This is a genomic window from Pelagicoccus mobilis (assembly GCF_016595505.1).
Taxonomy (GTDB): Bacteria; Verrucomicrobiota; Verrucomicrobiia; order Opitutales; family Opitutaceae; genus Pelagicoccus; species Pelagicoccus mobilis.
In genome coordinates, this window is sequence record NZ_JAENIL010000029.1 from 75,965 (window position 1) to 98,610 (window position 22,646).

Sequence of the window (22,646 nt, forward strand, 5' to 3'; positions counted from 1 at the left end):
AATCAGTTCTAGTCTTTGTACCAATCCCTCAATGGAACCGGATCCTGCAATCCATTGTTAAAGACGTGATCCTTCGTATAGAGCTTCGCTTCATCCTCACTTAACTCAAAGGACCAATCAACTCGTTCGGAGCGGTCAGCACCAGCCCCCGTACATTCAAACTCAGCGTAATGCGTTTCCGCATACTTATAGCCCCAACGGCTCCAACCTTCTGGGTGTATTCCATTTCCAAGATCACACCTCACAAACACAGTCTTCGCAAACGGGCGCCAAGGCCTTCCGAGGTAGACGTTATCCACCCCCTGGGCAAAGCTCAGTTTGCAATCGAGAAAAACGTAACCAAAGCGGACTCCTTCCGCGGTGGAAGCAGCAGTAATGAATGAGGCCGTTTTGCAGTGTATCTGACAGTTTTCGAATACCGCTGTACCTTCCCCAAAAATGAAATCAGTCGTTCCTTCGATGTAGCAATTACGATAAAGTTGACGAGAGTTCTCACCCGCCGCGTAAAGCGTGTCTTGATCAGCAATTAACCGACAAGCATCAATGACGACCCGATCCGACTCTACGTGCAAAGCGACTGCTTGACCGATCCCTGGTCCACTGCCAGCGGCGTTTTCAATAGTCAGATTCTCCGCTCGAAAATCATTCGCTTGAACAAGCATCGTATAGCTCCAAAACGTACCGTTCTTTCTCCCTTCCGCTGCATCACTCCAACGAATTACAGTCCGATCTGCATCGATTCCGATCAGCGAAATTCTTGTATTCCAGGAGTTCACGACTATCTTCTCCTCGTATACTCCTGGCTCGACCAGGATTGTGATTCGCTGGTCCGGAAACGACTTACAGTTATTGATCGCGTCCTGAATGTTGGAATAATCACCAGTGCCATCTTTAGATACGACCAGGCGAGTCGGATAAGGGGCAGCATTTGCGATCGAGCAAAACGCAAACACAGAGAACACCATCCACAGGAACACTACTGCTCCTCCGGCAAAACCAGCCTCAAATCCCATTTTCTTTGCTCCAGCTTGAGTGTTTCTCAAAGCGGGTTCCCCCACTGGTCCGTCTTCTCACCGGAATTCATGCGAACATCGTCGAAAACGAGCCCCTTCACATTGAGCAAAACACTTGGCTTTTGAGCTCCCTCAAACTGACTGTCGATGATTCTCAAATTGGAAATAGGCGTGTGGTCGTAACCTTTGATATAGAGCGGGTACTTGCTCTTTAGACTTACCAGATTCCGTATCACAATATTGCGGACAATCGGCGCAAATTCTCCGACATCCCCTTCCTCATAGTGGAAGTTCACTTTAACAACAGAATCTTTGACCTGCCCGACATGTAGGTTCCGTACAAATACGTTTTCAATTAGACCACCTCGTATCGAATTCGTCTTAATTCGTATCGCGCGATCAAGATTCGGGCTACTCATCTCGCAGTTCTCTACAAAAACGTTTCGGCATCCGCCGGAAATCTCACTTCCGATCACGACTCCGCCGTGACCTTCCTTCATCAAGCAATTGCGGACAACGATGTTTTCGGAAGGTACATTCAACCGGCGCCCATCATTGTTTCGACCCGACTTGATGGCGATGCAATCGTCTCCGGTGTCGAACACACAATCTTCGATCAGTACATCCTTACAGCTTTCGGGATTACAGCCATCATTGTTGGGGCCATGACTAACCACAGTTACGCCTCGTACAATCACATTTCTGCTCAGCACAGGGTGGATCTCCCACATGGGCGAATTAACAATCGTCACCCCCTCTATCAGCACATTCTCGCAGTTGTATGGCTGAACAAAGTTCGGCCGCAGATAATCTCCATCCCCATAATAGCGCTCCTCGACCGGAACGCCTCGGGCCACTTGCTGCGTCAAACGATCTCGAGCCGGTTTCTGATGGGGCATACCTTCCTTCCAGCCATGCTCAGATTTCCCCTTCCAAGACCACCAATGGTCATCATCGGCTTGTCCGTCGAGCGTTCCTTTTCCGGTTACAGCTACGTTAGTTTCCCCAAATGCGTAAATAAGCGGAGAGTAATTATAACACTCCATGCCTTCCCACCTTGAGAAAACAGCTGGCAAATAGTCATTCGGGTCTGTACTAAATCGAAGTGTTGCCCCTTCAGCGATGTGCAAATCGACATTGCTTTTCAAAACGATTGGTCCGACATCATAAGTACCATTGGTAACGAGAACGCGTCCTCCACCTGACTCCGAACAAGCTGCGATAGCCTCGCGAACTGCAGCTGAATCATCCTTAGAATCATCAGCGACCGCTCCGTAGTCCTCGACGGAATACACTCGTTCCGCAAAAACGGGAGCCTTTATCCGTTTAACGATTTCTTCCGCAACAAGCCACTCGTGAGCTTCCTCATCGGATATGACTCGACTTTCACTTCCGTCAACCAATCCACATGCCACAAAACCGGCACAGGCCATCCAAATTCTTTTGTCGATAAACATCATTTTACGCTCTCGTTATTAAGCATTTTTGAGATTTGAAACCCAGCCATGAGAAACGGCCCGATCCCCTTCGGATCGTTAGCGGCCACTGGTTCGCTCATGTAGTACTTGTAGCTGCCATCGCGACCGTACCCTAAGCCCGCAACACGGCAGATGTGATCCAGACTGCTGGTCCCGTCTGCGTGGGGGCGAACAAAAAGCTTCAGAATTCCCGAGAAGGCCTTCTGAGCAACCTCACGATAGCTTTCATCCAACCACCCTTCATTGACACCCTTGGCAATCATGTAGGTGAACATGCAACTAGCAGAGGACTCTTTGTAGTTTCCTGGCTCATTGGGCATATCCATAATCTGATACCATACACCAGTCTCCGGATCCTGCGACTTTTTCAGAGCTTCCGCCAGATCGACCAAAAGCCGCTTCAATTCCCTAGAGGCCTTGGGATGATCTTTCGCGTAGTCCAATGTATCAACAATAGCCATTGAGTACCAACCTAGACCACGCCCCCAGAAATATTCGGAACGGCCAGTTTCGGGGTCCGCCCAAATTTGCTCCTTCGCCTCGTCCCAAGCATGCCAGTACAAGCCTGTCTTGGAATCCCTCAACTCCTGTTCGCAGACGAGAAACTCGTTGATCGCTTCGTCAAGGTGTTCCTTATCCCCGTATGCCTCCTCGTAACCGACAAGAAACGGTATCCCCATATAGACCCCGTCGAGCCAAACCTGCCACGGGTAACGTTTCTTGTGCCAAAACGCTCCATTCCTTGTTCTTGGATGCTCTTCTAACTGATTACGCAAAATAGCAGCAGCCCTTTGGTAACGATCCTCCCCCGTCTCCGCGTGCATCTGGAGCAACATCTTTCCAGAGTTGATCTTATCGATATTGTAATCAGAAATCTTATACGTTTTGATAGTTCCATCCTCCTCAATAAAAGAAGAGATTACGCCCTTCGCCCAATCTGCGTATTCGGGAGTACCAGTGGGTTCCGCAAGATCGTAAACGGCTTTACTTATCAGTCCAGTCGTGTAGGTCCATCTCGCAAGTCTACCCGATTCAGGATCAAAACTACCGTAGGCAAGCGTGTCACCACGACGCTCCAGGATTGAGTCTGCCATTCGCTTGGTCCAGTAGAGAGCTGTTTCAGAAGACAACTCTCCACTCTTCTGTGTCACCTCAAGGTTTGAGGTAATCGACACGCGCGGCGCGATGGTCAGCCGATGAACAGTTTCATCCAAATAAGCCTTGAACGAGTCCTTGCTCTGAAATCCGCCATCCTCCTGCGACCATGCAGCTGCAAACGCGTAGTCCACCCCTCGATACTTGTTATTGAATAAGACAACATGGTTCAACTCATCTTCAGTAAACTCGTCTAAGAATAGCTTTTTCAAGATGATCGCCATACCCATATCAGTTCCATCGAGAGCCTGTTTACCCCAAGTCGCAATATAGGTGTACGCCTCACCTGTAATATCGGTATCACCAACAAAAACCTCCACATCGTCAGCCTTCACCAATCCAGCACAGAAGGGACCGGCAGGTTCTTCCGGACGCAAGCTTACCCAGCTCAAACGACTACCAGCCTCGATCGAAAAGTTCGCCTTCAGATCCATTTTCTTCTCACCCGATCCCTGCCAACCGCGATAAACCGTTTCAAACTGGCTCAAAACGGGTCCGTTCTCTAATATTTCACACTCCAGTCCATCGGTTTTGGAAATCCGTTCCGCCTTTCCATCAACCCACAATCCATATCCACCTGCTCCAAGGGAACTCCCAACTTTAAGGATATCCATGCCCCATGGAGCTTCTTCGTGATAAGAATCGAAACCATCTTGGCCAACATCCTTTAAAACTAATGCTTTGCTTCGTTTTCCGAAGATATCGAAACCATTTCGCCAATCCAAGTAGAACCTGTATCCAACATCTTCAGACTCCCACCCAGGACCTTCGTAACGAATAAAATAGGAATGATCCTTATGCCCTGGGGGAGTGACAAGCCTCTGTACGTTTGCGAATTCACCACCCACATATTGATTCCCCTGCCACTCGCCGCCAAACTTACGCGAAATCTCTGCATAGGTTCGCTGCGGGAACGCATTCGCATCAGAGACACTTTCATTGATGCTCAAGGACAGTGTCTTTTTCTCCACTTCCTCAAGATTTATCGATAGGCTGACCGTATCCGCTAAACCATCACCATTTCGATCCCAAGTCTGGACGGGCACAGGTTGATTCCCTCCATAGGCCACGATCGATTCAGCAGATGGATCACCCAATGCGAGCCCAAGATCGATCAACCGCAAATGTACAGTTTCATCGTCACGCTCAGTGCGATCCGGATTCACTACGGTGACTGTTGCCACTTCCTCGGCGTTTAAGAGGCCGAAACTAAAAACTGAAAGACTGCCCCAAAGCAGAATGGCTCTAGATTTCACTATCATTTCTTTAACTATAATTGGCGTTGATGACTTTCCTACCGCAGTTCGTCGACCGCGACCCCATCCATGTCGGTGAACTCCTGATTCTCACCCCCCATTCCCCATACAAAGGAGTAGCTCCCAACTCCGACGCCACTATGGATCGACCATATAGGAGAAAGAGCAGCCTCGTAGTTTCTTAGAATCATATGACGCGTTTCCTTGGGATCGCCCATCATGTGAAACACAGCCTTCCCCTCCTCCATACCAAAGTAGAGGTAAACTTCCGATCGTCGCTCGTGGGTATGTGGAGGCATCGTATTCCACACGCTTCCAGTCTTCAGCTGGGTGAATCCCATAACAAGCTGGCAACTATCCACCACGCCTGGACAAATCATCTTGTAAAGCAGGCGTTCATTACAGTCATCGGGACTTCCTAGTTCGAGAGGTTCGATGGTCGACGCTTCAACTAACATCGACGGGTATTCCGCATGAGCAGGATAGCTCAAGAGATAGAAACGCGCAGGATCACTTGGGTCATCACTCTGGAAGCTTACTTCCCTCGTCCCGCGCCCAACGTAAAGCGTATCTCGAAGCGTCAAAGCAAACTCCTCACCATCTAAGACAACACGTCCCGCACCTCCGAGATTCATCACGCCTAATTCTCGGCGTTGGCAAAAATATCGACAGGCCAAATAGCCAGGCGCTGGCAATTTCACAGCCGTTGATATAGGAACAACACCACCAACGACCGTTCGATCCACTTCCCAGAAGGAGAGCGTCACCTTATCATCGTCAAACAACCCTCTGCACGCATAGTTACTGAGCAACGTTTCCGTATCCATCCTACGTGTACAGTCTCCTCCCTGTGAACGTATTACATTTCGAAATCCCTGAATCATGTGTAAACCGAATTTCCTCTACCCAACTTAAAAAAACTAAATTTGAAGCCGCGTCCCCGATCAATCGAGGACGCAGCAAGAACTACTAGTCTTAACCTTGACTAGATTTGGTTGACTATACCCCTTAGAATTTTCCTTTTACACCGACAGTCCACTGAACACCGAAACGCTCCTCGCGCTCTAGAATGAATCGGCGTTCTCCACCTTCAGTCTCCAAGTAGTAACCTTGACGGTGTGGCGAGTTGGTAAGGTTACGAGCATTCACGAACAAGGCAGCCCGGTCATTAAACTTGTATCCAAAATCGAAGTCTACCGATTTACGTTCTGCACGGAACAGGCCTGATGAGACGACCCTGTCACCTGGGAAGGTAAAGGTCCTTGAGGATCCGCCGATCTCGTCACCTCGGATATTCCAACGGAACTTAATATCAACCGGACCTCGCTCAAAGAGGTAACCATAGTTAACAGTTTCCTTAGCAAAGTCCTGGAAGTCGTTCGCAAATGGAGAGGCATCGCCTTCAGCGTTTGTCGAGAGGAAGGTTCCGTTAGCGTAGATGCTTGATCCTCTTAAGAATTGGGAGAATAGATCAAGATCCTGCTTCCAGTTGATCTCTAGCCCCTCAACCGTCGCGTCAGCAACATTCTCAGAGATTTCTATGCGGTAGTTGAACTCACCATCCAATGACTCCTGATCTAGCCCGTAGGTATCGATGTCCGACTGACTAACAGGATCACCCGTAACAAAACCTGGCAGCCCCCATTGCTCCGCGTCCGCTGCAGTCAACTCACGGTCAACACGCTTAATGAAGTTCTCCATCTTGTTCTGAAATACGGATACTGAAAAGAGCCCGGTATCCCCGTAGTAGTACTCTGCTGTGATATCGATATTGTCCGACTCACGTGGGAGCAGTCCTGGGTTTGCTACCTCCACTGATCCGTAGGTAGTCTCTGGATCATTTGGCGTCCAATCAGGATCGTTTGGATTGTCAGAAGATCCCAACCAAGGAGCGTCGTACTCGGTAGGCGTAAACATCGCTCCGAAATCAGGGCGTCCAATCGTATTCGCGTAACTAAAACGAAGCAGAAGCCTATCGTTTACGTCGTACTTGATGTGTATACTTGGGTGAAAACCATCGTATCCATCCGCGACCGCAGTCGTCTCAAAACCGTAGTCGGTACGGCTATTAACGTAATTGTTCGCACTTCCGATAACCGGAATCAATCCCTGGACAGAGGTATCCTCGTAACGGGCGCCAGCAAGAACAGAAAGACGGTTGTCTAAGAACTCAAACTTCGCCATGGCGTAGGCCGCATCGATGTCCTCTTGCATTTCGAACCATTGGCCATCTGCGTGTTGAATCGCGTAGTCCTCCCTGTACTCCCAATCTGACATCGTGTCGTTGAGCAAAACAAGAGCTTTGTTCGGGCTAAACCAGTCGATGCCTCCGTATCCAAACCCTGGGGAGTTCCCAGAGAATACCTCGTCCTTAATATCGCTGAGCCAGATACGCTCACCGTCGGTATTGTAGCCATTGTATTCGTAGCGCAAACGATGTTCAACCGCTTCACGTTCTTGGCGCGAACTGCGTACACCAAACTGGAAGTACCCTTGAGTTTCGCCCATTTTGAAGTTGCGACGAGCATTGAATCGGAAGCCGGCAATTGTATCCACAGCATCCTTCGGTTGGTCACGCAATCGACGAAGCTCAAAGCCGTCGAGATTTATACCAGCATTAGGAAGCGGGTTCATATCGGAATCGTAAACAGTGATGTCAGAGTACGCTCTCATGTCGCCATTGCCTTGGTCAAACTCGACAAAACGATTGTCCTGGCGCTCCTGAGCGGAGTACGAGGCCACATGTCCCCTGTTGAAACTACGATAATGATTTGTCGCTTCCGACATCGTGACACCATAGTCGATATCCCACTTACCTAGGTGATGCTTCATTCCCGCATCGATGTGGTATGTGTTTCCGAATTTTCCACGGAACGAGCCGCCGTAATACAAACCATTTGATCTACCAAACGTATAGGAGTTGTCGCTCAGATCTTCTGTAGAACCGTTGTAACCTGCTGGCATGTCGTCAGCGTCCAGATTCGACGCTCTCCAACCGACGTTTCTATTTATGAAGGTAGAGTCGTAGAAGTTAACCTGCCCCTTAAGCGTAAACATGCTGTTCTCGCTTACCTTGTAGTCCAGATTCGCAGAAAACGACTCGCGAGAAGTTTTCTTTGGACCATCCTGAATTTCAAGGCGCTTGAAGTAGATCTGATCAACATCACCTTCAGGACTTGTCTCCCACTCTCTCCAACGAAAACGCTGCTGAACATTGAACATGTTTGATTGCTTGTAGGTAAGCGCGAGACCCAAGCGGTCTTCTGCAAATACATCCGAGTAGTTGAACTCAACGCCAGGGAGGATCTTGCTACGCTCTTGATCAGCGTTCCAACCAGGAGTCTTACCTAACGAGGTCTCCTCGCTGTTGAAGTTCATGGAAACCTTGTAATTGAACTGCTTACCAAGAGCGAAAGCGTTTTTACTAACAAGGTTGACAGAACCGCCAATGGCATTGGCAGACATATCCGGTCGTGGAAGCTTGGATACCTCGAGATGCTCCACATTCGCGAGAGATACTTGCTCTAGCTCGAAGGCTCGAATCTTACTGCCTGATCCAGCACTCGCCATCTGGGAACCGTCTACCGTTACTTGAGTAAACGCAGGGCTCATACCGCGCATCTTAATTGAACGAACGTCTGCAGCTACGTAATTAACAGATACACCCGGCAAGTTCTTCAAGTACTCACCAATATTGCCTTCCGCAATTTCACCAAACGCTTCAGCATGCTGAACCGAAATAAGGTTGTCCGAGCGTCGTTGTTCATTGAGAGCGATCGCATTACTATTGTAGTTCTCGCTGCCATCCACTTCGAAGGCGTCCAATTCGAACACCTCGTCATCGTCCACATCTTGAACAGTTCGACTCGGCACTAGAGTAATATCGCCATTCGAGCTGACACCAGTATCCACAAATACAGATACAGGCTTCCCGCGAAGCCCAACGTAAGAGGCGTATACGGTATATTCGCCGATGGAAACACCGCTAAAGCGGTAAACACCGTATTCATCGGTGGTAGTGCTTTGACCAGTCTCTTGAATCGTCACCAGGGCGTTCGAGAGAGCCTTGCCAGTCGCCAGGTTCTTAACGACGCCCCTGATAGCCCCCTCATCTTGAGAGTAGCCTTCCGAGACGAAGGTTATCGCTAGTATAAAAAGGGGCAATACACGAATCACCGCCTTCGCAAAGCAGCACGCAGCTGCGGGTACAGAACTGTATCTGTAGGATGACATGTTTGGAGTAGGGTTTGGGTTTGTTTGGTTGCCTAACACCTAATACGTGTTAGGTTGGGTTACAAAAAAAGAAGGCTTTACAGCCCTCATAGTCCAGATTTGAACTATGAATCCTGTTATGGCCTAAGAGTATTAATAGGTCAACGCTGTGCTGAAAAACTTAATTAGACGTTGACCAGTATTTCACCTAACACGTTTTGTATCTTTTACCCCAAAAATATGAAAACCCAACCTGAGTCGGAAAAATACCTCATTCCTAACCTTAGGAATGCCTGCAGGATCCTCCTTCACCTATCGAGCACTCGAACGCCGCATACCATACGCGAATTTTGCGAAGACCTCGGAGTACCAAGGACAACCGTACGTCGCATTCTGATAACCCTTGAGCGCGAGCACTTCGTTCAAAAGAGCGGAGACAAATACGGCCTTGGCACTGCACCTATAGGGATAGGAAACGCTGCAAAATCCCAGCTAGACATTCGATCTGTAGCAAAACCGTATTTGGCGGACATTACGGAAAAAACAGGAGAAACCTGCCACCTCGCTATCCCTTCGGGTAATCGCTCCCTCATAATAGAGGTAAACACAAGTCCACACCCATTATCCGCATCGCGGGGACCAGGAGCACTCGTGGAACTACACTGCTCAGCTACTGGAAAATGCTTCCTCGCATTTTCAAGCGCTACTCCACTAAAAACAACTTTACTGTCTAGCGATCTTCGGAGGCATACAAGAAGAACATTCACAACGATCGAAGACCTATCAAAGGAGATCGAAAACGTAAGGGAGCTACGTTTCGCAATGGACGAGCAGGAGTTCTTCGATGACGTGAGATGTATCGCCGCTCCCGTATTCGATGAAAATGGAGACTGTACCGCCGCAATTGGCCTAACCGCAGCAACATCGAGATTCACAAAAGGTAAAATTCCAGAGTTTTCTAAAACGGTACGGCATCAGGCTAACGAACTCTCTCGCAGCTTAGGTTGGCCAGGCCAGAAATAGCCAAAATAGAATCAAACCATGCCTAACCATATCCGAAAATCCCTCTACTTAGCTATTCTTGTATTTATCTTCTCACTACACTCTAGTTTCTCAAGCGAAAGGAAAGCGACTGTAATTGCTCTAATCGGAGATTCTACCGTCACCGACGAATCAGGCTGGGGTTCCGCATTCGCAAATCACTTCGATAAGTCTGTAACTGTAACAAACTTTGCTGTCGGCGGCAGAAGTTCAAAGAGCTGGTTCGACGAAGGAAGGTTGCCCGAGGCATTAGAGATCCGACCTGACTTCGTATTCATACAATTCGGACACAACGACCAACCAGGCAAGGGACCAGATCGAGAAACAGACCCCAACTCAACTTACCGAGAGAACATAATTCACTACATTGACGAGTTCAGGCAGATCGGTTCCCACCCAATAATCGTAAGCTCCGTTACAAGACGTAATTTTAACGATTCTGGGCAAATCCAGTCCACTTTAGGGCCATGGGCAGAGGCAGCCCGATCCGCTGCCAAACAAGCCAATGCAACCTTCCTTGATCTGCATTCCCTAAGCATCGCTTACCACAACGCAATCGGCCCCCAGGCAAGCCACTCCTTCAACCCCACTGAAGCAGACGTCACACACTTCAACAACAAGGGAGCTGAAGCCATAGCAGACCTTATAATTTCCCTCCTTCGCTCGCAAGAGCTAGAACTGTGCAACCTGCTGAAAAGCGATTATTGATCAGCTGAGTATCGTAATCGACAAAACGCTCCTCTTCCAAGTTCGACTCTTCCAGAAACTCTAATACGACTTCCTCCTCCTCTAACTCTACGTCGAAGCCCTCAGCTTTTCGCAGCAATAGTTCGTAGGATGCAATAGAATCCCATTTTGCCAAATCTGAATAACAGTCTGGATACGGACGCAAATACCTAGAGCACTGCAAACAGAAACGAGGAACTTCTGACACATAGAGGAAGGCTATGCCCTATCAAACGGCTTCTCCCTTCAACCCCATCCGTGTTACACGTTGAGTTCTAGACTCTAACTGCGGCCTATTTCGAGTTCCTTAGCGTACCGCCCTCGATCCACTTACTCTCAACCATCTGAATCTTGGGAAAGGATGGTAGCCCAAAGTCCTGATTCATGATTCGCGACGCAAGCAGTTCAACTGCCCATGCTCCCATCAACTCCTGATTTTGCTCCATTCCAGATAGATTGGTTCCATCCAACAATTGGCTAACTGCCGCGACTCCCACATCCCCTGGAACACTAACGCCATTTTCCTCAAGAATATCGGGAAGTTTTCTGACTTCCTCATAGAGGTGCACACAAACAATCACATCAGGCCGGTTGCATCGATACCAGTCCATCACCGAGTCCGACTCAACATTCGACGTTCTAAGAACGGGCATCAGTAGCGGATTTCCCAATACATGATCGCACCATCCAAAATATGCACTCGGATAGACATGGGCCGACCGATTCTCCTCATACTCCCCCAAGATAAGCCCCGGCCTTCGATACCCCAATTCGTAAACTCGATCGAGAGCACTATACAAATCGTTAAAGAAGTGACTCGTAACACGATGCATTGGGGAAGAGATGCTCAACCCCACAGTCACAACCGCAAATTGATCAAGCTCCTTAGGGAAGCGTTCCTCAAAATCAGGACTACCAAAACAAAGGAGTCCTTGAATCCCACGAGCATCCAATACGTCCCGAAATCTTCCGTGACTCATACCCGGGGCCTTCAATCCCAACGACTCCAAGCGATAACCAAGCTGCTCGCCACGCTTTTGCATCGCTTCATGAATCAAGGTTAGATGCTTAGATTGCTCCCAAGGGCGCAATGTCTCATAAAACGAGATGACACCAAAACAAGCTTCACTAGAACGAGTTCCATTGAGTCTCAAGTGACTCATCAACTCGTTGATCTTAGCATTTGGTCGATAACCAATCAGATCCGCCTCTCGCAAAACGTTCTCACGTGTTGATTCGGAGATTTTTGGGCTGCTCCTTAACGCGAGTGAGACTGTCGAAGGGGAGATTCCGAGTTTTTTGGCTATGATTCTTACGCTCACAGTTTTTTGGGCTAAAAATTAGAACAACAATAAACAGGGGAACCTTGTATTTGCCAGTCTAGTCAACGTCTAACTTTAGACCCTAAATCATCGGAATACACTCCACACTTTTTCAATTCAGTTGGAGCGACATGGCAATGCAACTCGTTAATATTGACCCTTGTTTTGGGCCTGAGGCTCATTCTCGTCCCACTAATTGGTCAACGTCTATTCGTTGACGACGCGTAATCTCCAAAATCGGAGCTATGGTGACTAGTCATATAGGCAACTTACCTTCAAACTGACGATAAATTTCGACCCAACAAGGACACTTGAAAATAGGACTCGGACTATACAAGCACATGCTCACTCCGGAAAACTTCCGCTTCGCGAAGCAGGCTGGAGCAACCCATATTGTGGCCCATCTCGTTGATTACTTCAAAGGCGACGAACATTCCGGAGGCGATGATCAGCCAACGGGAGGCGACAGAGGCTGGGGACTTGCCGGTGATCCAGACACGCTGTGGTCACTTGAAGATTTAAAGAAGCTTCGCGAAGACGTTGAAGCCAATGGACTCATTCTGGAAGCGATCGAGAACTTCGACCCCGCCCATTGGCATGACATCCTGCTCGACGGCCCGAAGCGTGATCAACATATCTCAAATGTTAAGACCATCATTCGTCGCCTCGGAGAAGCAGGTATCCCGACTATGGGGTACAATTTTTCCATTGCAGGTGTCGCTGGCCGTACCACCGGTCCCTACGCCCGAGGACAGGCTGATTCTGTCGGAATGGAAGGCCCCTACGATGAGCCCATCCCTAACGGTATGGCTTGGAATATGGTCTACGACCTCAACGCAGCCGAAGGCACAATCCCGAGCGTCACCCACGAGGAGCTCTGGCGAAGGCTGCGAAATTTCTTAGCCGAAGTGTTGCCGGTCGCTGAACAATCAGGAGTCACGCTCGCCGCCCACCCAGATGACCCACCCATGCCGACGATCCGCTCCCAACCACGACTCGTGCACCAACCTCACCTCTACCAAGACCTCATCGACGCCAACCCAAGTCCACGTAACAAACTAGAATTTTGCATCGGGTCTATCGCCGAAATGACGGAGGGTGACGTGTACCAGGCGATCGACCAATACTCTTCCCAAAACCGAATCGGCTACATCCACTTTCGAAACGTTCGCGGTAAGGTTCCTTACTATAAGGAAACCTTTATCGACGATGGCGACATCGATATGCTGCGAGCTCTGGAAATTCTCCACACAAACGGATATCAAGGAGTTTTAATCCCGGACCACTGTCCTTCCATGAGTTGCGACGCACCGTGGCACGCCGGAATGGCTTACGCACTGGGCTATATCAAGGCTGCACTTCAATCAATTGAGTCAAAATCAAATGTGACTCCCTCTCCCCTTTGATCATGTACATCGACGAACAATCTAAACCCGAAACCTCTACTAACGTATTCAGCCTTTCTGGACAAATTGCAGTGATCACCGGAGGTGGCTCTGGAATCGGCCAGGCAATCGCAGGCTGTATGCACAAAGCTGGAGCTCAAGTAGTTCTCATCGGACGTAGAGAAGACGCCCTTGCTAAAGCCACCGAAGAGCTTGGCGACCGCTCGAGCTACCTGGTTCACGACATAACCGAAACGCAAAAATCTGAGCAATTAGCAGAACGTCTCATCGCCGATTGGGGTAAAGTGGATTGCCTCGTGAACAACGCCGGAATTCATCTCAAAAAACCTGCCTTGGATACGAGCGTAGATGAATTTAACAGCATTCTTGAAACAAATGTCCTCGGTGCCCACGCGCTTATTTCCGCAATCGCTCCAAGCATGATCAAGCGAAAGTCAGGAAGCATCTTGTTCGTTTCATCGATGGCATCGCTCTTCGGAATCCCGCAAGTGCTCGCCTACAGCGCGGCGAAAAGCGCTCACCTCGGAATGGTCAGAACGCTCTCCACCGAACTCTCTCCACATGGAGTACGCGTCAACTCCATCGCCCCCGGCTGGATCGAAACAGAGATGTCCAGCAAAGCCTTCGCTAACGACCCAGCCCGTCGGGAAAAGATTCTCTCCCGTACCCCCATGCAAAAGCTAGGTTCACCCGACGACGTTGGTTGGGCAGCAGTGTACCTCGCTTCTGCTGCCGCGAGCTTTGTCACGGGAACCGTTTTCCCAGTCGACGGCGGAGCTAGTATCGGTTTTTAATTACAAACCCTATCCATGAAGCCCCTTTCACTAAAAGCGCTCAGCGCTCTGTTCATTTCTCTCGCAATAAACTCCCTCGTTTCCGCCGAAGACGGTTACCGTCTCTGGCTAAGGTACGAGTCGATTCAAAAACAGGAGATACTTGATTCCTACCTGTCCAACATAGGAACGGTAGATATCGCGCAAAAGGACCTAAATCCAACCCTTCGGGTCGCTGCGGACGAGCTTCAAAAGGGCCTGTCTGGACTGCTTGGTTCCGGAGAGAGGTCAAACAAATCCAGATTGCTAATAGGTACGGCGTCTCAAAATCCGAAAATCGCTAAGATCCTCGAAAAGCAAAACACCAACTTCGACCAGAAGGATGAGTATCTCGTATTCGCCGACTCTAAGAGTAAGCAAACAACAATCGTAATTACCGGTTCCTCCGATCAAGCCGTACTCTACGGCGTATTCGCTTTTCTTCGACACCTCCAAACCCACCAACCAATTGAAGGGCTCTCCTTAAGAAGCGCCCCTCGCGTAGAAAACCGCATCCTCAACCATTGGGATAACCTCACCCGCACCATCGAGCGATCGATGAGCGGGGCTTCCCTCTGGAACTGGTTCGATCTCCCCTACTACATCGAGCCTTACTATATTGATTACGCCAGAGCCTGCGCTTCCGTCGGGATCAACGGCACCGTCCTCACCAACGTCAATGCCAACTCGACCGTCCTTCATCCACAGTTCATCGAAAAGGTTGCCGCACTTGCTGACACTTTTCGCCCTTATGGTATTCGCGTCTACCTTACAGCGCGCTTCAGTGCTCCAATCGAACTAGGAGGCCTGGACTCAGCGGATCCACTCGATCCAGTGGTCATCAAATGGTGGAACGATAAAGTAGCCGAGATCTACGAATACGTTCCCGACTTTGGCGGTTTTCTCGTCAAAGCAAATTCCGAAGGCCAGCCCGGCCCACAAAAGTACGGGCGAGACCACGCGGACGGAGCGAACATGCTCGCAGACGCCCTCGCTCCTCACGGAGGCATCGTTATGTGGCGTGCCTTCGTATACGACTTCGAAATCAAGGAGGATCGCCACAAGCAAGCCTACACAGAGTTCACCAACCTCGACGGGCGTTTCCGGGAAAACGCTATCGTACAAACCAAAAACGGGGCCATCGACTTCATGCCGCGCGAACCGTACCACCCGCTTTTCGGAGCGACTCCGGAGACAACCCAAGCCCTCGAGCTGCAAATCACCCAGGAATATCTAGGGGGCGATGTTCATCTTGCCTACCTCGCCCCCATGTGGCGCGAAGTACTGAATGCGGACACCTTTGCCCAAGGAAAGGGATCAACTGTCGCTAAAGTGATTGATGGCAGCGTATTCAGTCACAAAAACACGACCTTCGCAGGCGTCTCCAACGCCGGTAATGAACGTAACTGGACCGGCCACCCAATCGCAGCCTCCAATTGGTATGCCTTCGGACGTCTAGCCTGGGATCACACGCTCAGTTCCGAGCAGATAGCTGATGAATGGATCCGCATGACCTTCAACAACCAGAGTGAGGTTGTGGATACAATTGCGAACATAATGCTCGCCTCTCACCAAACCGTGGTCGACTACTCCATGCCTCTGGGCTTGCACCACATTATGGCCGAGGGACATCACTACGGTCCGGGCCCCTGGTTCGACCAAGGTCGACCTGACTGGACTTCTGTCTACTACCACCGAGCGGATGAAGCTGGGATCGGCTTCGACCGGACCGAAAGCGGAACGAACGCGCTCGGGCAGTACTTCCCTGAACGGGTGGCCAAATGGTCAGACCCCGAGCAAATCGACGAACGCTACCTTCTCTGGTTCCACCATGTCTCCTGGGATTTCGAAATGGATTCGGGAGAAACGCTCTGGAATGAACTTTGCCTCACCTATCAGCGTGGAGTAAACGACGTCGCAAAGTGGATACAGGAATGGGACGGACTATCAGGAAAAATTGACGCTCAACGACATGCTCGTGTAGCAGCAATGCTTATACGCCAACACGCTGATGCGATCTTCTGGAAGGACGCATGCCTCAGCTATTTCCAAACCTTCAGCAAACGCCCCTACCCGAAATCAATTACTCCTCCCGAGAACGATCTCGAACACTACAAAAACTTTAAACTCTACCATGTTCCCGGACACCCCGCTGAACAGTGGTAACATCCACCAGAAAATGATTTCCAAAAACCTCAAAGCACTGGCAATCGCCAGTGCCTCTTTCATTTGCTCAGAACTTTCAGCTGAGGTCAGGCTCCCAAGCATAGTAAGCGATGGCATGATCCTGCAGCGAGACGTCTCATTAAAGGTATGGGGCTGGGCTGACGCCGGAGAAAAGGTCACAGTAAACTTCCTGGGCAAGTCACACTCCACCAAGGCTGATTCTAACGGAGATTGGCAACTATCTCTCCCTCCCGCCGAAGCCGGAGGTCCGCATTCAATGCGAATCACGGGTAATAATGAGATAAAACTGGATGACATTCTCATCGGGGATGTATGGCTGGCCTCCGGTCAATCGAATATGACCCACGCCTTCAATCGCTGGCAGGAAGATTACGCCTCGGAAATCGCCAACTCAAAAAACGACAAGATCCGCCAGTTCTCCGTCCCCACAACTCCAATACTCTCCGGTCCTGCTAACGACGTTCCCAATCAAAGTTGGAAAAAAGCCAATCCAGACAATCTATTGGATTTCACTGTGGTTGGCTACTTCTTCGCGAAAACATTACACGATTCCTACGACGTTCCTCAAGGGATAATAATGTCTTGCGTTGGCGGCACACGCATTGAGGCCTGGACCAGCGAGGAAGGGCTTAAGGCCTTTCCCAAGCAACTCGAAATAATCGAGCGAAACAAAGACTCTGATTACGTAGCACGAGTTAACGCCGAAGCCAAAGCGGACCGCGAAGAGGTCGGTCCAAAGAAAACGATTGATCAAGGAACCGCTGGTGAAATCAACTGGTACGACCCTGCCTACAAGGCGGTCAACTGGAAACCAATAAACATTCCTGGCTACTGGGAACATCAAGGGGTTCGCAACTTAGACGGCGTCGTCTGGTACCGCCGCGAGGTCGAGGTCCCGGAGTCCATGACTGGGATTGAAGTCACCGCTAAGCTTGGCCGAATTCGCAACGCTGACGACTTCTACGTGAACGGCCAACGTGTCGGAGGCACTGGCTACGAGTATCCTCAGCGCCGATACAAAATCCCGACTGGCGTTCTCAAATCAGGCAAGAACCTTCTGGTAGTCAGAGTAAGAAACGACAGCGGGAACGGGGGATTTATCCCCGACCGTCCCTACCAGCTCGAAGCCGATGGGCAAGCAATCGACCTCAAAGGAACATGGCATTACAGAGTCGGCGAAGTCTTCGCGCCAGCTACCCGTGAACACAAACAAGGCATCTCCGCCCAATCACAGCCGAGTTCTCTCTACAATGGGATGATCGCCCCGCTGACGAACTACCAGATTCGCGGAGCCCTCTGGTATCAAGGTGAAGCGAATGCTTCGAACCCTCAGGAATATAGGCAGCTCCTACCAAACCTTATCACCGACTGGAGAAATAAGTGGAGTATTGATGAACTCAGCTTCTTTATTGCCCAGCTTCCACGCTTTATGGACGTAGATTATCTACCAGCCGAAAGCAACTGGGCCGAATTACGAGAAGTCCAACTCAAAACCGGTCTCACAACTCCTAATACAGGCACAGGCATTAATATCGACCTCGGCGAATGGAATGATATCCACCCAGCCAAAAAAGGCATCGTCGGAGAACGGCTAGCCCTGCTAGCCCGGTCAATCTCCTATAGCGACAAGACCATAGTCCCCTCAGGCCCGATCTTCACGTCCCAAGAAATCAAAGACGGAAAGATCGTACTCAGCTTCCACCACGTAGGCAGTGGCCTCGTTTCAAACAATGGAGAAGAACTCGCCCACTTCGCAATTGCAGGAGAGGACAAGAGGTTCGTCTGGGCGAGTGCTGAGATTGCAGGGGATAAAGTCGTAGTCTCAAGCAAAGAAGTATCCAAACCTAGATACGTTCGCTATGCCTGGGCGGACAACCCAGACTTCGCCAATCTCGCAAACAAGGAAGGTCTCCCAGCCGCTCCTTTCCGAACAGACAATTAGTACGAAAGCCTCTCTTTGTTCTGGGACCAATGCAAAGAATGCAACATTAACTGCTCCGCCCGCTTCGAAGGTAAACAAAATTCAAGCACCGAACCAAATGAACCATACCACCTTCCCATGGATCTTGCCTTAGAAAGATGGCCAGTAGTTTGCACGAGCTGGAATGAAATCGCGCCGGCAAATGTTCCTTACTTGCCAGCTTTTCTCGCCGGATGGTACTCCAAAATGATCGGAACCAATCAGCATCCCCGCAGAAGGCCACGCCGCTGGGACGAAGACGAACGAGCAGGTGGTTCTGCTCAAGCAAATCCAAGACGACTATGCTATAGCCTTTCCAAAACAGGGAACAAAGCTCAGCTTCCATCCAGTGAGGCGGTTGTGGTCAATTTGGAGTTCATTGTAGCAAATAAACTCTGCACGGCTCGACCGCTTCACGCTACTGCCTTTCCACTATATTTGGTGATGAACCAAAAAAAAGCGGCCTCCCGTTTCCGGAAAGCCGCTTTAAAATAATATAAGATCGTCGATTCAGTGAAGAATTACTCTTCGCCGATCGCGAAACGTACGAAACGCTTGATCTTCATGTTTTCGCCGAGCTTTGCGATTGTCTCGGTGAGAACGTCCTGAACGGTCTTGTCGCCATCCTTTACGAAAGGTTGGTCGAGCAAGCAAACGCCAGCGAAGTACTTGTTGAGCTTGCCTTCGATGATCTTCTGAACCGCTTGGGCTGGCTTGCCTTCCGCTTGGGAAGCAGCGACTTCGCGCTCCTTCTCAACGAGCTCAGCTGGAACTTCCTCACGGCTGATCGCAACCGGATTGAGAGCAGCGATATGGAGGGAGATGTCCTTAACGAAAGCCTTGAAGTCGTCGTTCTTGGCAACGAAGTCAGTTTCGCAGTTCACTTCGATCAAAACGCCTACCTTGCCACCGAGGTGGATGTAAGAGTCAACGAGACCTTCGGAAGTCGCGCGGCCAGATTTCTTGTCAGCGGAAGCAACACCCTTCTTGCGGAGGATAGTCGCTGCGGCTTCGAGGTCGCCATTGGCTTCGGTCAAAGCCTTCTTGCAGTCCATCAGACCAGCACCGGTCTGAGCACGGAGTTCGCCTACTTGTTTCGCGGATATTTGTGCGCTCATTTGCTTTTTATAAAATGTAGTGAGTGGAGATTGATTTGGTAGAAACGAAAAGAGGCGTTGTCGAAACAACGCCTCCTAGAGAGTCGTTCTTAGCCTTCTGACTTTTCTTCCTCAGCTGCAGGAGCTTCTGGAGTCGGAGCCTTAACGGGAGCCTCAGCAGCGACTGGAGCCTTAACCGGAGCTTCTTCAACAGGAGCAGCGACTGGAGCTTCTTCAGCAGCAGCAACCGCTTCGGCAGCAGCTGCAGTAGCGTCGCCACCCTTCTTGCCTTGGTTAGCAGCAGCGGAGCGCTTAGCGCGACCTGCTTCAACCGCTTCGGCGATCGTTTCGAGGATGATGCGGATAGACTTAACAGCGTCGTCGTTGCCTGGGATCGCGTAGTCTACTGTAGAAGGATCGGAGTTAGTGTCGACGATCGCAGCAACCGGGATCTTAACGCGACGCGCTTCAGCAACGGCGATGTCCTCGTAGTTCACGTCTACAACGAACATGGCGGCTGGAAGCTTTTCCATCTTCACGATGCCTTCGAAATTGCGGTGCATACGCGCCATCTCGCGGCGGATAGCGGAACCTTCCTTCTTAGGAAGCTTTGCGAGAGAGCCGTCTGCTTCCATCTTCATGTACTTCTTGTACTTAGTGATGGAGGAAGTGATGGTCTGCCAGTTAGTGAGCGTGCCACCCATCCAGCGGTTAACGCAGAATGGCATGCCAGTGTTGGCAGCTGTTTCACGGATGATTTCCTGAGCCTGACGCTTGGTGCCTACGAGAAGAACTTCGCCGCCCTTAGCGACTGTTTCCTCAACGAAATCGTATGCTGCCTTGAGACCTTCGTAAGTCTTAGCGAGGTCGATGACAGAGATACCTTGGCGGTGGTCGAAAACGAAGCCCTTAGACTTCGGGTTCCAACGCTTAACTTGGTGGCCGAAGTGTACTCCAGCGTCGAGTAGATCAGTGAGTTCGATATTCATATGCTTTTCAAAACACCCCTTTAATCGCGGGGCGCAGGCCGCTCGAGAGCTGCCTTACGATCATGGTTATTGGTTATTGTTAGTTCCCTCAGGATTGAAGGAAGCGAGAACCGTAGCCCTAGCCCCCTCCTTGGCAAGGAGTAATTTGCAACATTTACGAGGAAAGTTGCGAAAAGGCATTGACAGGTGAAAACGAATCCACCTTTCTGCAGCTCCTCCGAACACCAGAGCGGAGATTTACAGTTTAGATACTGCAGTTGCAGGGTGGAGCAGTCTGGTAGCTCGTCAGGCTCATAACCTGAAGGTCGCTGGTTCAAATCCAGCCCCTGCACCCATGAAGGCCCAATGCTTAAAGCGTTGGGCCTTCGCCTTTTATACTGCTAATCAGTGACTTACAGAGGACACACCACCCCGAAGGCGTTCGGAAACCACGAGATTCCCGATGAGGTCAAAAAACGCGAGATGCGGTCAAAAACGGAAATTAGGCAAATAAATGGCAAATTTTTACATTTAGAAAATATCCGTTTGCCCTTCAGGATTTCAACCTGAAGACCGGTTTTAAGGCCCACTCACACGACACGCCTCTCGTTCCCGGGCACTTCTGCACACATTCACCCCCGCCCCTTCCATCTAATCCGAGATATTCGATACTAGAAACGGAAACAAACAACTCTCGGAAATCATTTGCACTTATTTCGTTTGTTTCGTTTATTTCGTTTACTTAGTGAACCTAAAAGACGATAGGAGAACATAAGATGAAGCTTTCAGAATCCTTCCCCTTCAATTCAGCCCTACCCGACGAACAAGAGCGAAACACCGCACTTGAAGCCAGCCGGCTGCTCGCGCCTTTGCTGAAAGGGCATCGCGGGCTGAGCGTTCCAATCGACGACGCTGAAGGCAAAGGCCAAACCGTCGACATCCCACCATCAGCCGTTGGGTTCCTAGTGAACATCCTATCCGAAATGGCCAAGGGGAACTCGGTCACGATCATCCCGGTGCATGCCGAACTCACCACGCAGGAGGCAGCCAACTTCCTCAACGTATCAAGGCCATTCGTCGTCCAACTGATCAAGGAAGGCAAACTTCCGGCTCACAAGGTCGGCACCCATCGCCGGATACGATTTTCGGATTTGAAGGAGTACAAGGCTCGCGTTGACGAAGACCGAAACAACGCCTTGGACGCTCTCGCCGAGCAGGCTCAGGAGCTGGATATGGGATACTAATTGAACAGCGACCTAAGCGACCATGGCACGCTACACAGCCCTTTACGACGCCTGCGTCCTCTACCCCGCTCCTCTTAGAGACTTCCTGATCCAGCTCTCTACCACGAATCTTTTTCGAGTGAGATGGAGCTCCGAGATCCACGACGAATGGATCAGGAACGTTCTCAAAAACAGGCCCGACCTGAAAGAAGGGCAGCTCAGAAGAACGCAAGACCTCATGAATCGCGCAGTGCCCGACGCTCTCGTGACAGGCTTCGAAGCGCTAATCCCGACTCTCGAGCTTCCGGACGCCGACGATCGGCACGTATTGGCCGCAGCAATACGAGGTCGGTGCGACGTGATCGTTACCTACAACTTAAAGGACTTCCCGTCCGAAACTCTTTCTCACTTCGATCTCGAAGCTCAGCATCCAGACGAATTCATTTCGCACCTGATTCATTTGAAACCCGACGCGATCCTAGTCACCGCCAAACGATGCCGAGCCCGCCTTAAGAACCCTCCCAAGACCGTAGAGGAGTACGTTCTTAGCCTTGCTGACCAAAGGCTCCCAGAACTGAGCAGCTTCCTTCTCGAAAACAAAGAGCTGATCTAGGCGACACGAACCTTCCTAAACGAATCGTGTAGAGGCACTCAGCCTCCTTCTTGCTTCGCAAGCAGTAGCCTTCTATCGCTTAAGTCGCCAACCCTAGGTTTCGCCCCTTCGGTTCTATCCCGTCAGATTGACGGCTTCGCGATTCCTTCGGATGCCCCTCCCCCCTACCCCCCTCCC

General features: G+C 50.3%; 16 protein-coding genes and 1 tRNA gene. 9 read left to right on the plus strand and 8 right to left on the minus strand.

Annotated features, from left to right (window positions below; all coding sequences use genetic code 11):
• Positions 1–8: 8 nt before the first annotated feature.
• The 5 genes from JIN87_RS15915 to JIN87_RS15935 all read right to left on the minus strand — a co-directional run bounded on the left by JIN87_RS15915 (position 9) and on the right by JIN87_RS15935 (position 9,135).
• Positions 9–1,043: a pectinesterase family protein gene (locus tag JIN87_RS15915; protein WP_200356580.1), complete on the minus strand. Its 1,035-nt coding sequence runs from the start codon at positions 1,041–1,043 to the stop codon at positions 9–11.
• A complete protein-coding gene (locus JIN87_RS15920; protein ID WP_200356581.1) occupies positions 1,040–2,473 on the minus strand; it encodes a glycoside hydrolase family 28 protein in 1,434 nt (477 codons plus the stop codon). The genes JIN87_RS15915 and JIN87_RS15920 overlap by 4 nt, the downstream gene beginning before the upstream one ends.
• Positions 2,470–4,908, minus strand: coding sequence for a glycoside hydrolase family 88 protein (locus tag JIN87_RS15925; protein WP_200356582.1), 2,439 nt, complete (start codon positions 4,906–4,908; stop codon positions 2,470–2,472). The genes JIN87_RS15920 and JIN87_RS15925 overlap by 4 nt, the downstream gene beginning before the upstream one ends.
• A gap of 32 nt (positions 4,909–4,940) precedes the next feature.
• A complete protein-coding gene (gene kduI, locus JIN87_RS15930; protein ID WP_200356583.1) occupies positions 4,941–5,729 on the minus strand; it encodes a 5-dehydro-4-deoxy-D-glucuronate isomerase in 789 nt (262 codons plus the stop codon).
• Positions 5,730–5,910: 181 nt separating this feature from the next.
• Positions 5,911–9,135, minus strand: a complete 3,225-nt coding sequence (locus tag JIN87_RS15935; RefSeq protein WP_200356584.1) for a TonB-dependent receptor — start codon at positions 9,133–9,135, stop codon at positions 5,911–5,913.
• A 219-nt stretch (positions 9,136–9,354) separates the two neighbouring features.
• Here JIN87_RS15935 and JIN87_RS15940 point away from each other — a divergent pair, with 219 nt between their 5' ends.
• Positions 9,355–10,137 (plus strand): IclR family transcriptional regulator, encoded by a 783-nt coding sequence (locus tag JIN87_RS15940; RefSeq protein WP_200356585.1) that lies wholly within the window; start codon positions 9,355–9,357, stop codon positions 10,135–10,137.
• Positions 10,138–10,155: 18 nt separating this feature from the next.
• Positions 10,156–10,863, plus strand: coding sequence for a rhamnogalacturonan acetylesterase (locus JIN87_RS15945; protein WP_200356586.1), 708 nt, complete (start codon positions 10,156–10,158; stop codon positions 10,861–10,863).
• 311 nt (positions 10,864–11,174) lie between these two features.
• Here JIN87_RS15945 and JIN87_RS28830 read toward each other — a convergent pair whose 3' ends face one another.
• On the minus strand, positions 11,175–12,203 hold the full coding sequence (locus tag JIN87_RS28830; RefSeq protein WP_200356587.1) for a substrate-binding domain-containing protein: 1,029 nt from the start codon (positions 12,201–12,203) through the stop codon (positions 11,175–11,177).
• 311 nt (positions 12,204–12,514) lie between these two features.
• Between JIN87_RS28830 and JIN87_RS15955 the strand changes: the two genes are divergently transcribed.
• Genes JIN87_RS15955 through JIN87_RS15970 form a run of 4 tightly spaced genes read left to right on the plus strand, consistent with a single transcriptional unit; the run spans position 12,515 to position 18,550 of the window.
• Complete coding sequence (locus JIN87_RS15955) at positions 12,515–13,609, plus strand: mannonate dehydratase (protein ID WP_200356588.1); 1,095 nt, start codon at positions 12,515–12,517, stop codon at positions 13,607–13,609.
• Between the two features lie 2 nt (positions 13,610–13,611).
• Positions 13,612–14,403 carry an SDR family NAD(P)-dependent oxidoreductase gene (locus JIN87_RS15960; protein ID WP_200356589.1) on the plus strand — a complete coding sequence of 264 codons (792 nt, stop codon included), beginning with the start codon at positions 13,612–13,614 and terminating at the stop codon, positions 14,401–14,403.
• A gap of 15 nt (positions 14,404–14,418) precedes the next feature.
• Positions 14,419–16,587 carry an alpha-glucuronidase family glycosyl hydrolase gene (locus JIN87_RS15965; RefSeq protein ID WP_200356590.1) on the plus strand — a complete coding sequence of 723 codons (2,169 nt, stop codon included), beginning with the start codon at positions 14,419–14,421 and terminating at the stop codon, positions 16,585–16,587.
• A gap of 13 nt (positions 16,588–16,600) precedes the next feature.
• Positions 16,601–18,550, plus strand: coding sequence for a sialate O-acetylesterase (locus tag JIN87_RS15970; protein ID WP_200356591.1), 1,950 nt, complete (start codon positions 16,601–16,603; stop codon positions 18,548–18,550).
• A 539-nt stretch (positions 18,551–19,089) separates the two neighbouring features.
• Here JIN87_RS15970 and tsf read toward each other — a convergent pair.
• The gene (tsf, locus tag JIN87_RS15975) at positions 19,090–19,686 is read right to left on the minus strand and encodes a translation elongation factor Ts (RefSeq protein ID WP_200356592.1); all 597 of its coding nucleotides are present in this window, start codon (positions 19,684–19,686) and stop codon (positions 19,090–19,092) included.
• An 89-nt stretch (positions 19,687–19,775) separates the two neighbouring features.
• Positions 19,776–20,654 (minus strand): 30S ribosomal protein S2, encoded by an 879-nt coding sequence (rpsB, locus tag JIN87_RS15980; RefSeq protein WP_200356593.1) that lies wholly within the window; start codon positions 20,652–20,654, stop codon positions 19,776–19,778.
• A gap of 258 nt (positions 20,655–20,912) precedes the next feature.
• Between rpsB and JIN87_RS15985 the strand changes: the two genes are divergently transcribed.
• From JIN87_RS15985 to JIN87_RS15995, 3 genes are all read left to right on the plus strand, one after another.
• Positions 20,913–20,989, plus strand: a tRNA-Met gene (locus JIN87_RS15985).
• Positions 20,990–21,409: 420 nt separating this feature from the next.
• Entirely contained in the window at positions 21,410–21,877 is a 468-nt protein-coding gene (locus JIN87_RS15990; RefSeq protein WP_200356594.1) for a helix-turn-helix domain-containing protein, read from the plus strand.
• A 22-nt stretch (positions 21,878–21,899) separates the two neighbouring features.
• Positions 21,900–22,469 carry a PIN domain-containing protein gene (locus tag JIN87_RS15995; RefSeq protein WP_200356595.1) on the plus strand — a complete coding sequence of 190 codons (570 nt, stop codon included), beginning with the start codon at positions 21,900–21,902 and terminating at the stop codon, positions 22,467–22,469.
• Positions 22,470–22,646: the final 177 nt, after the last annotated feature.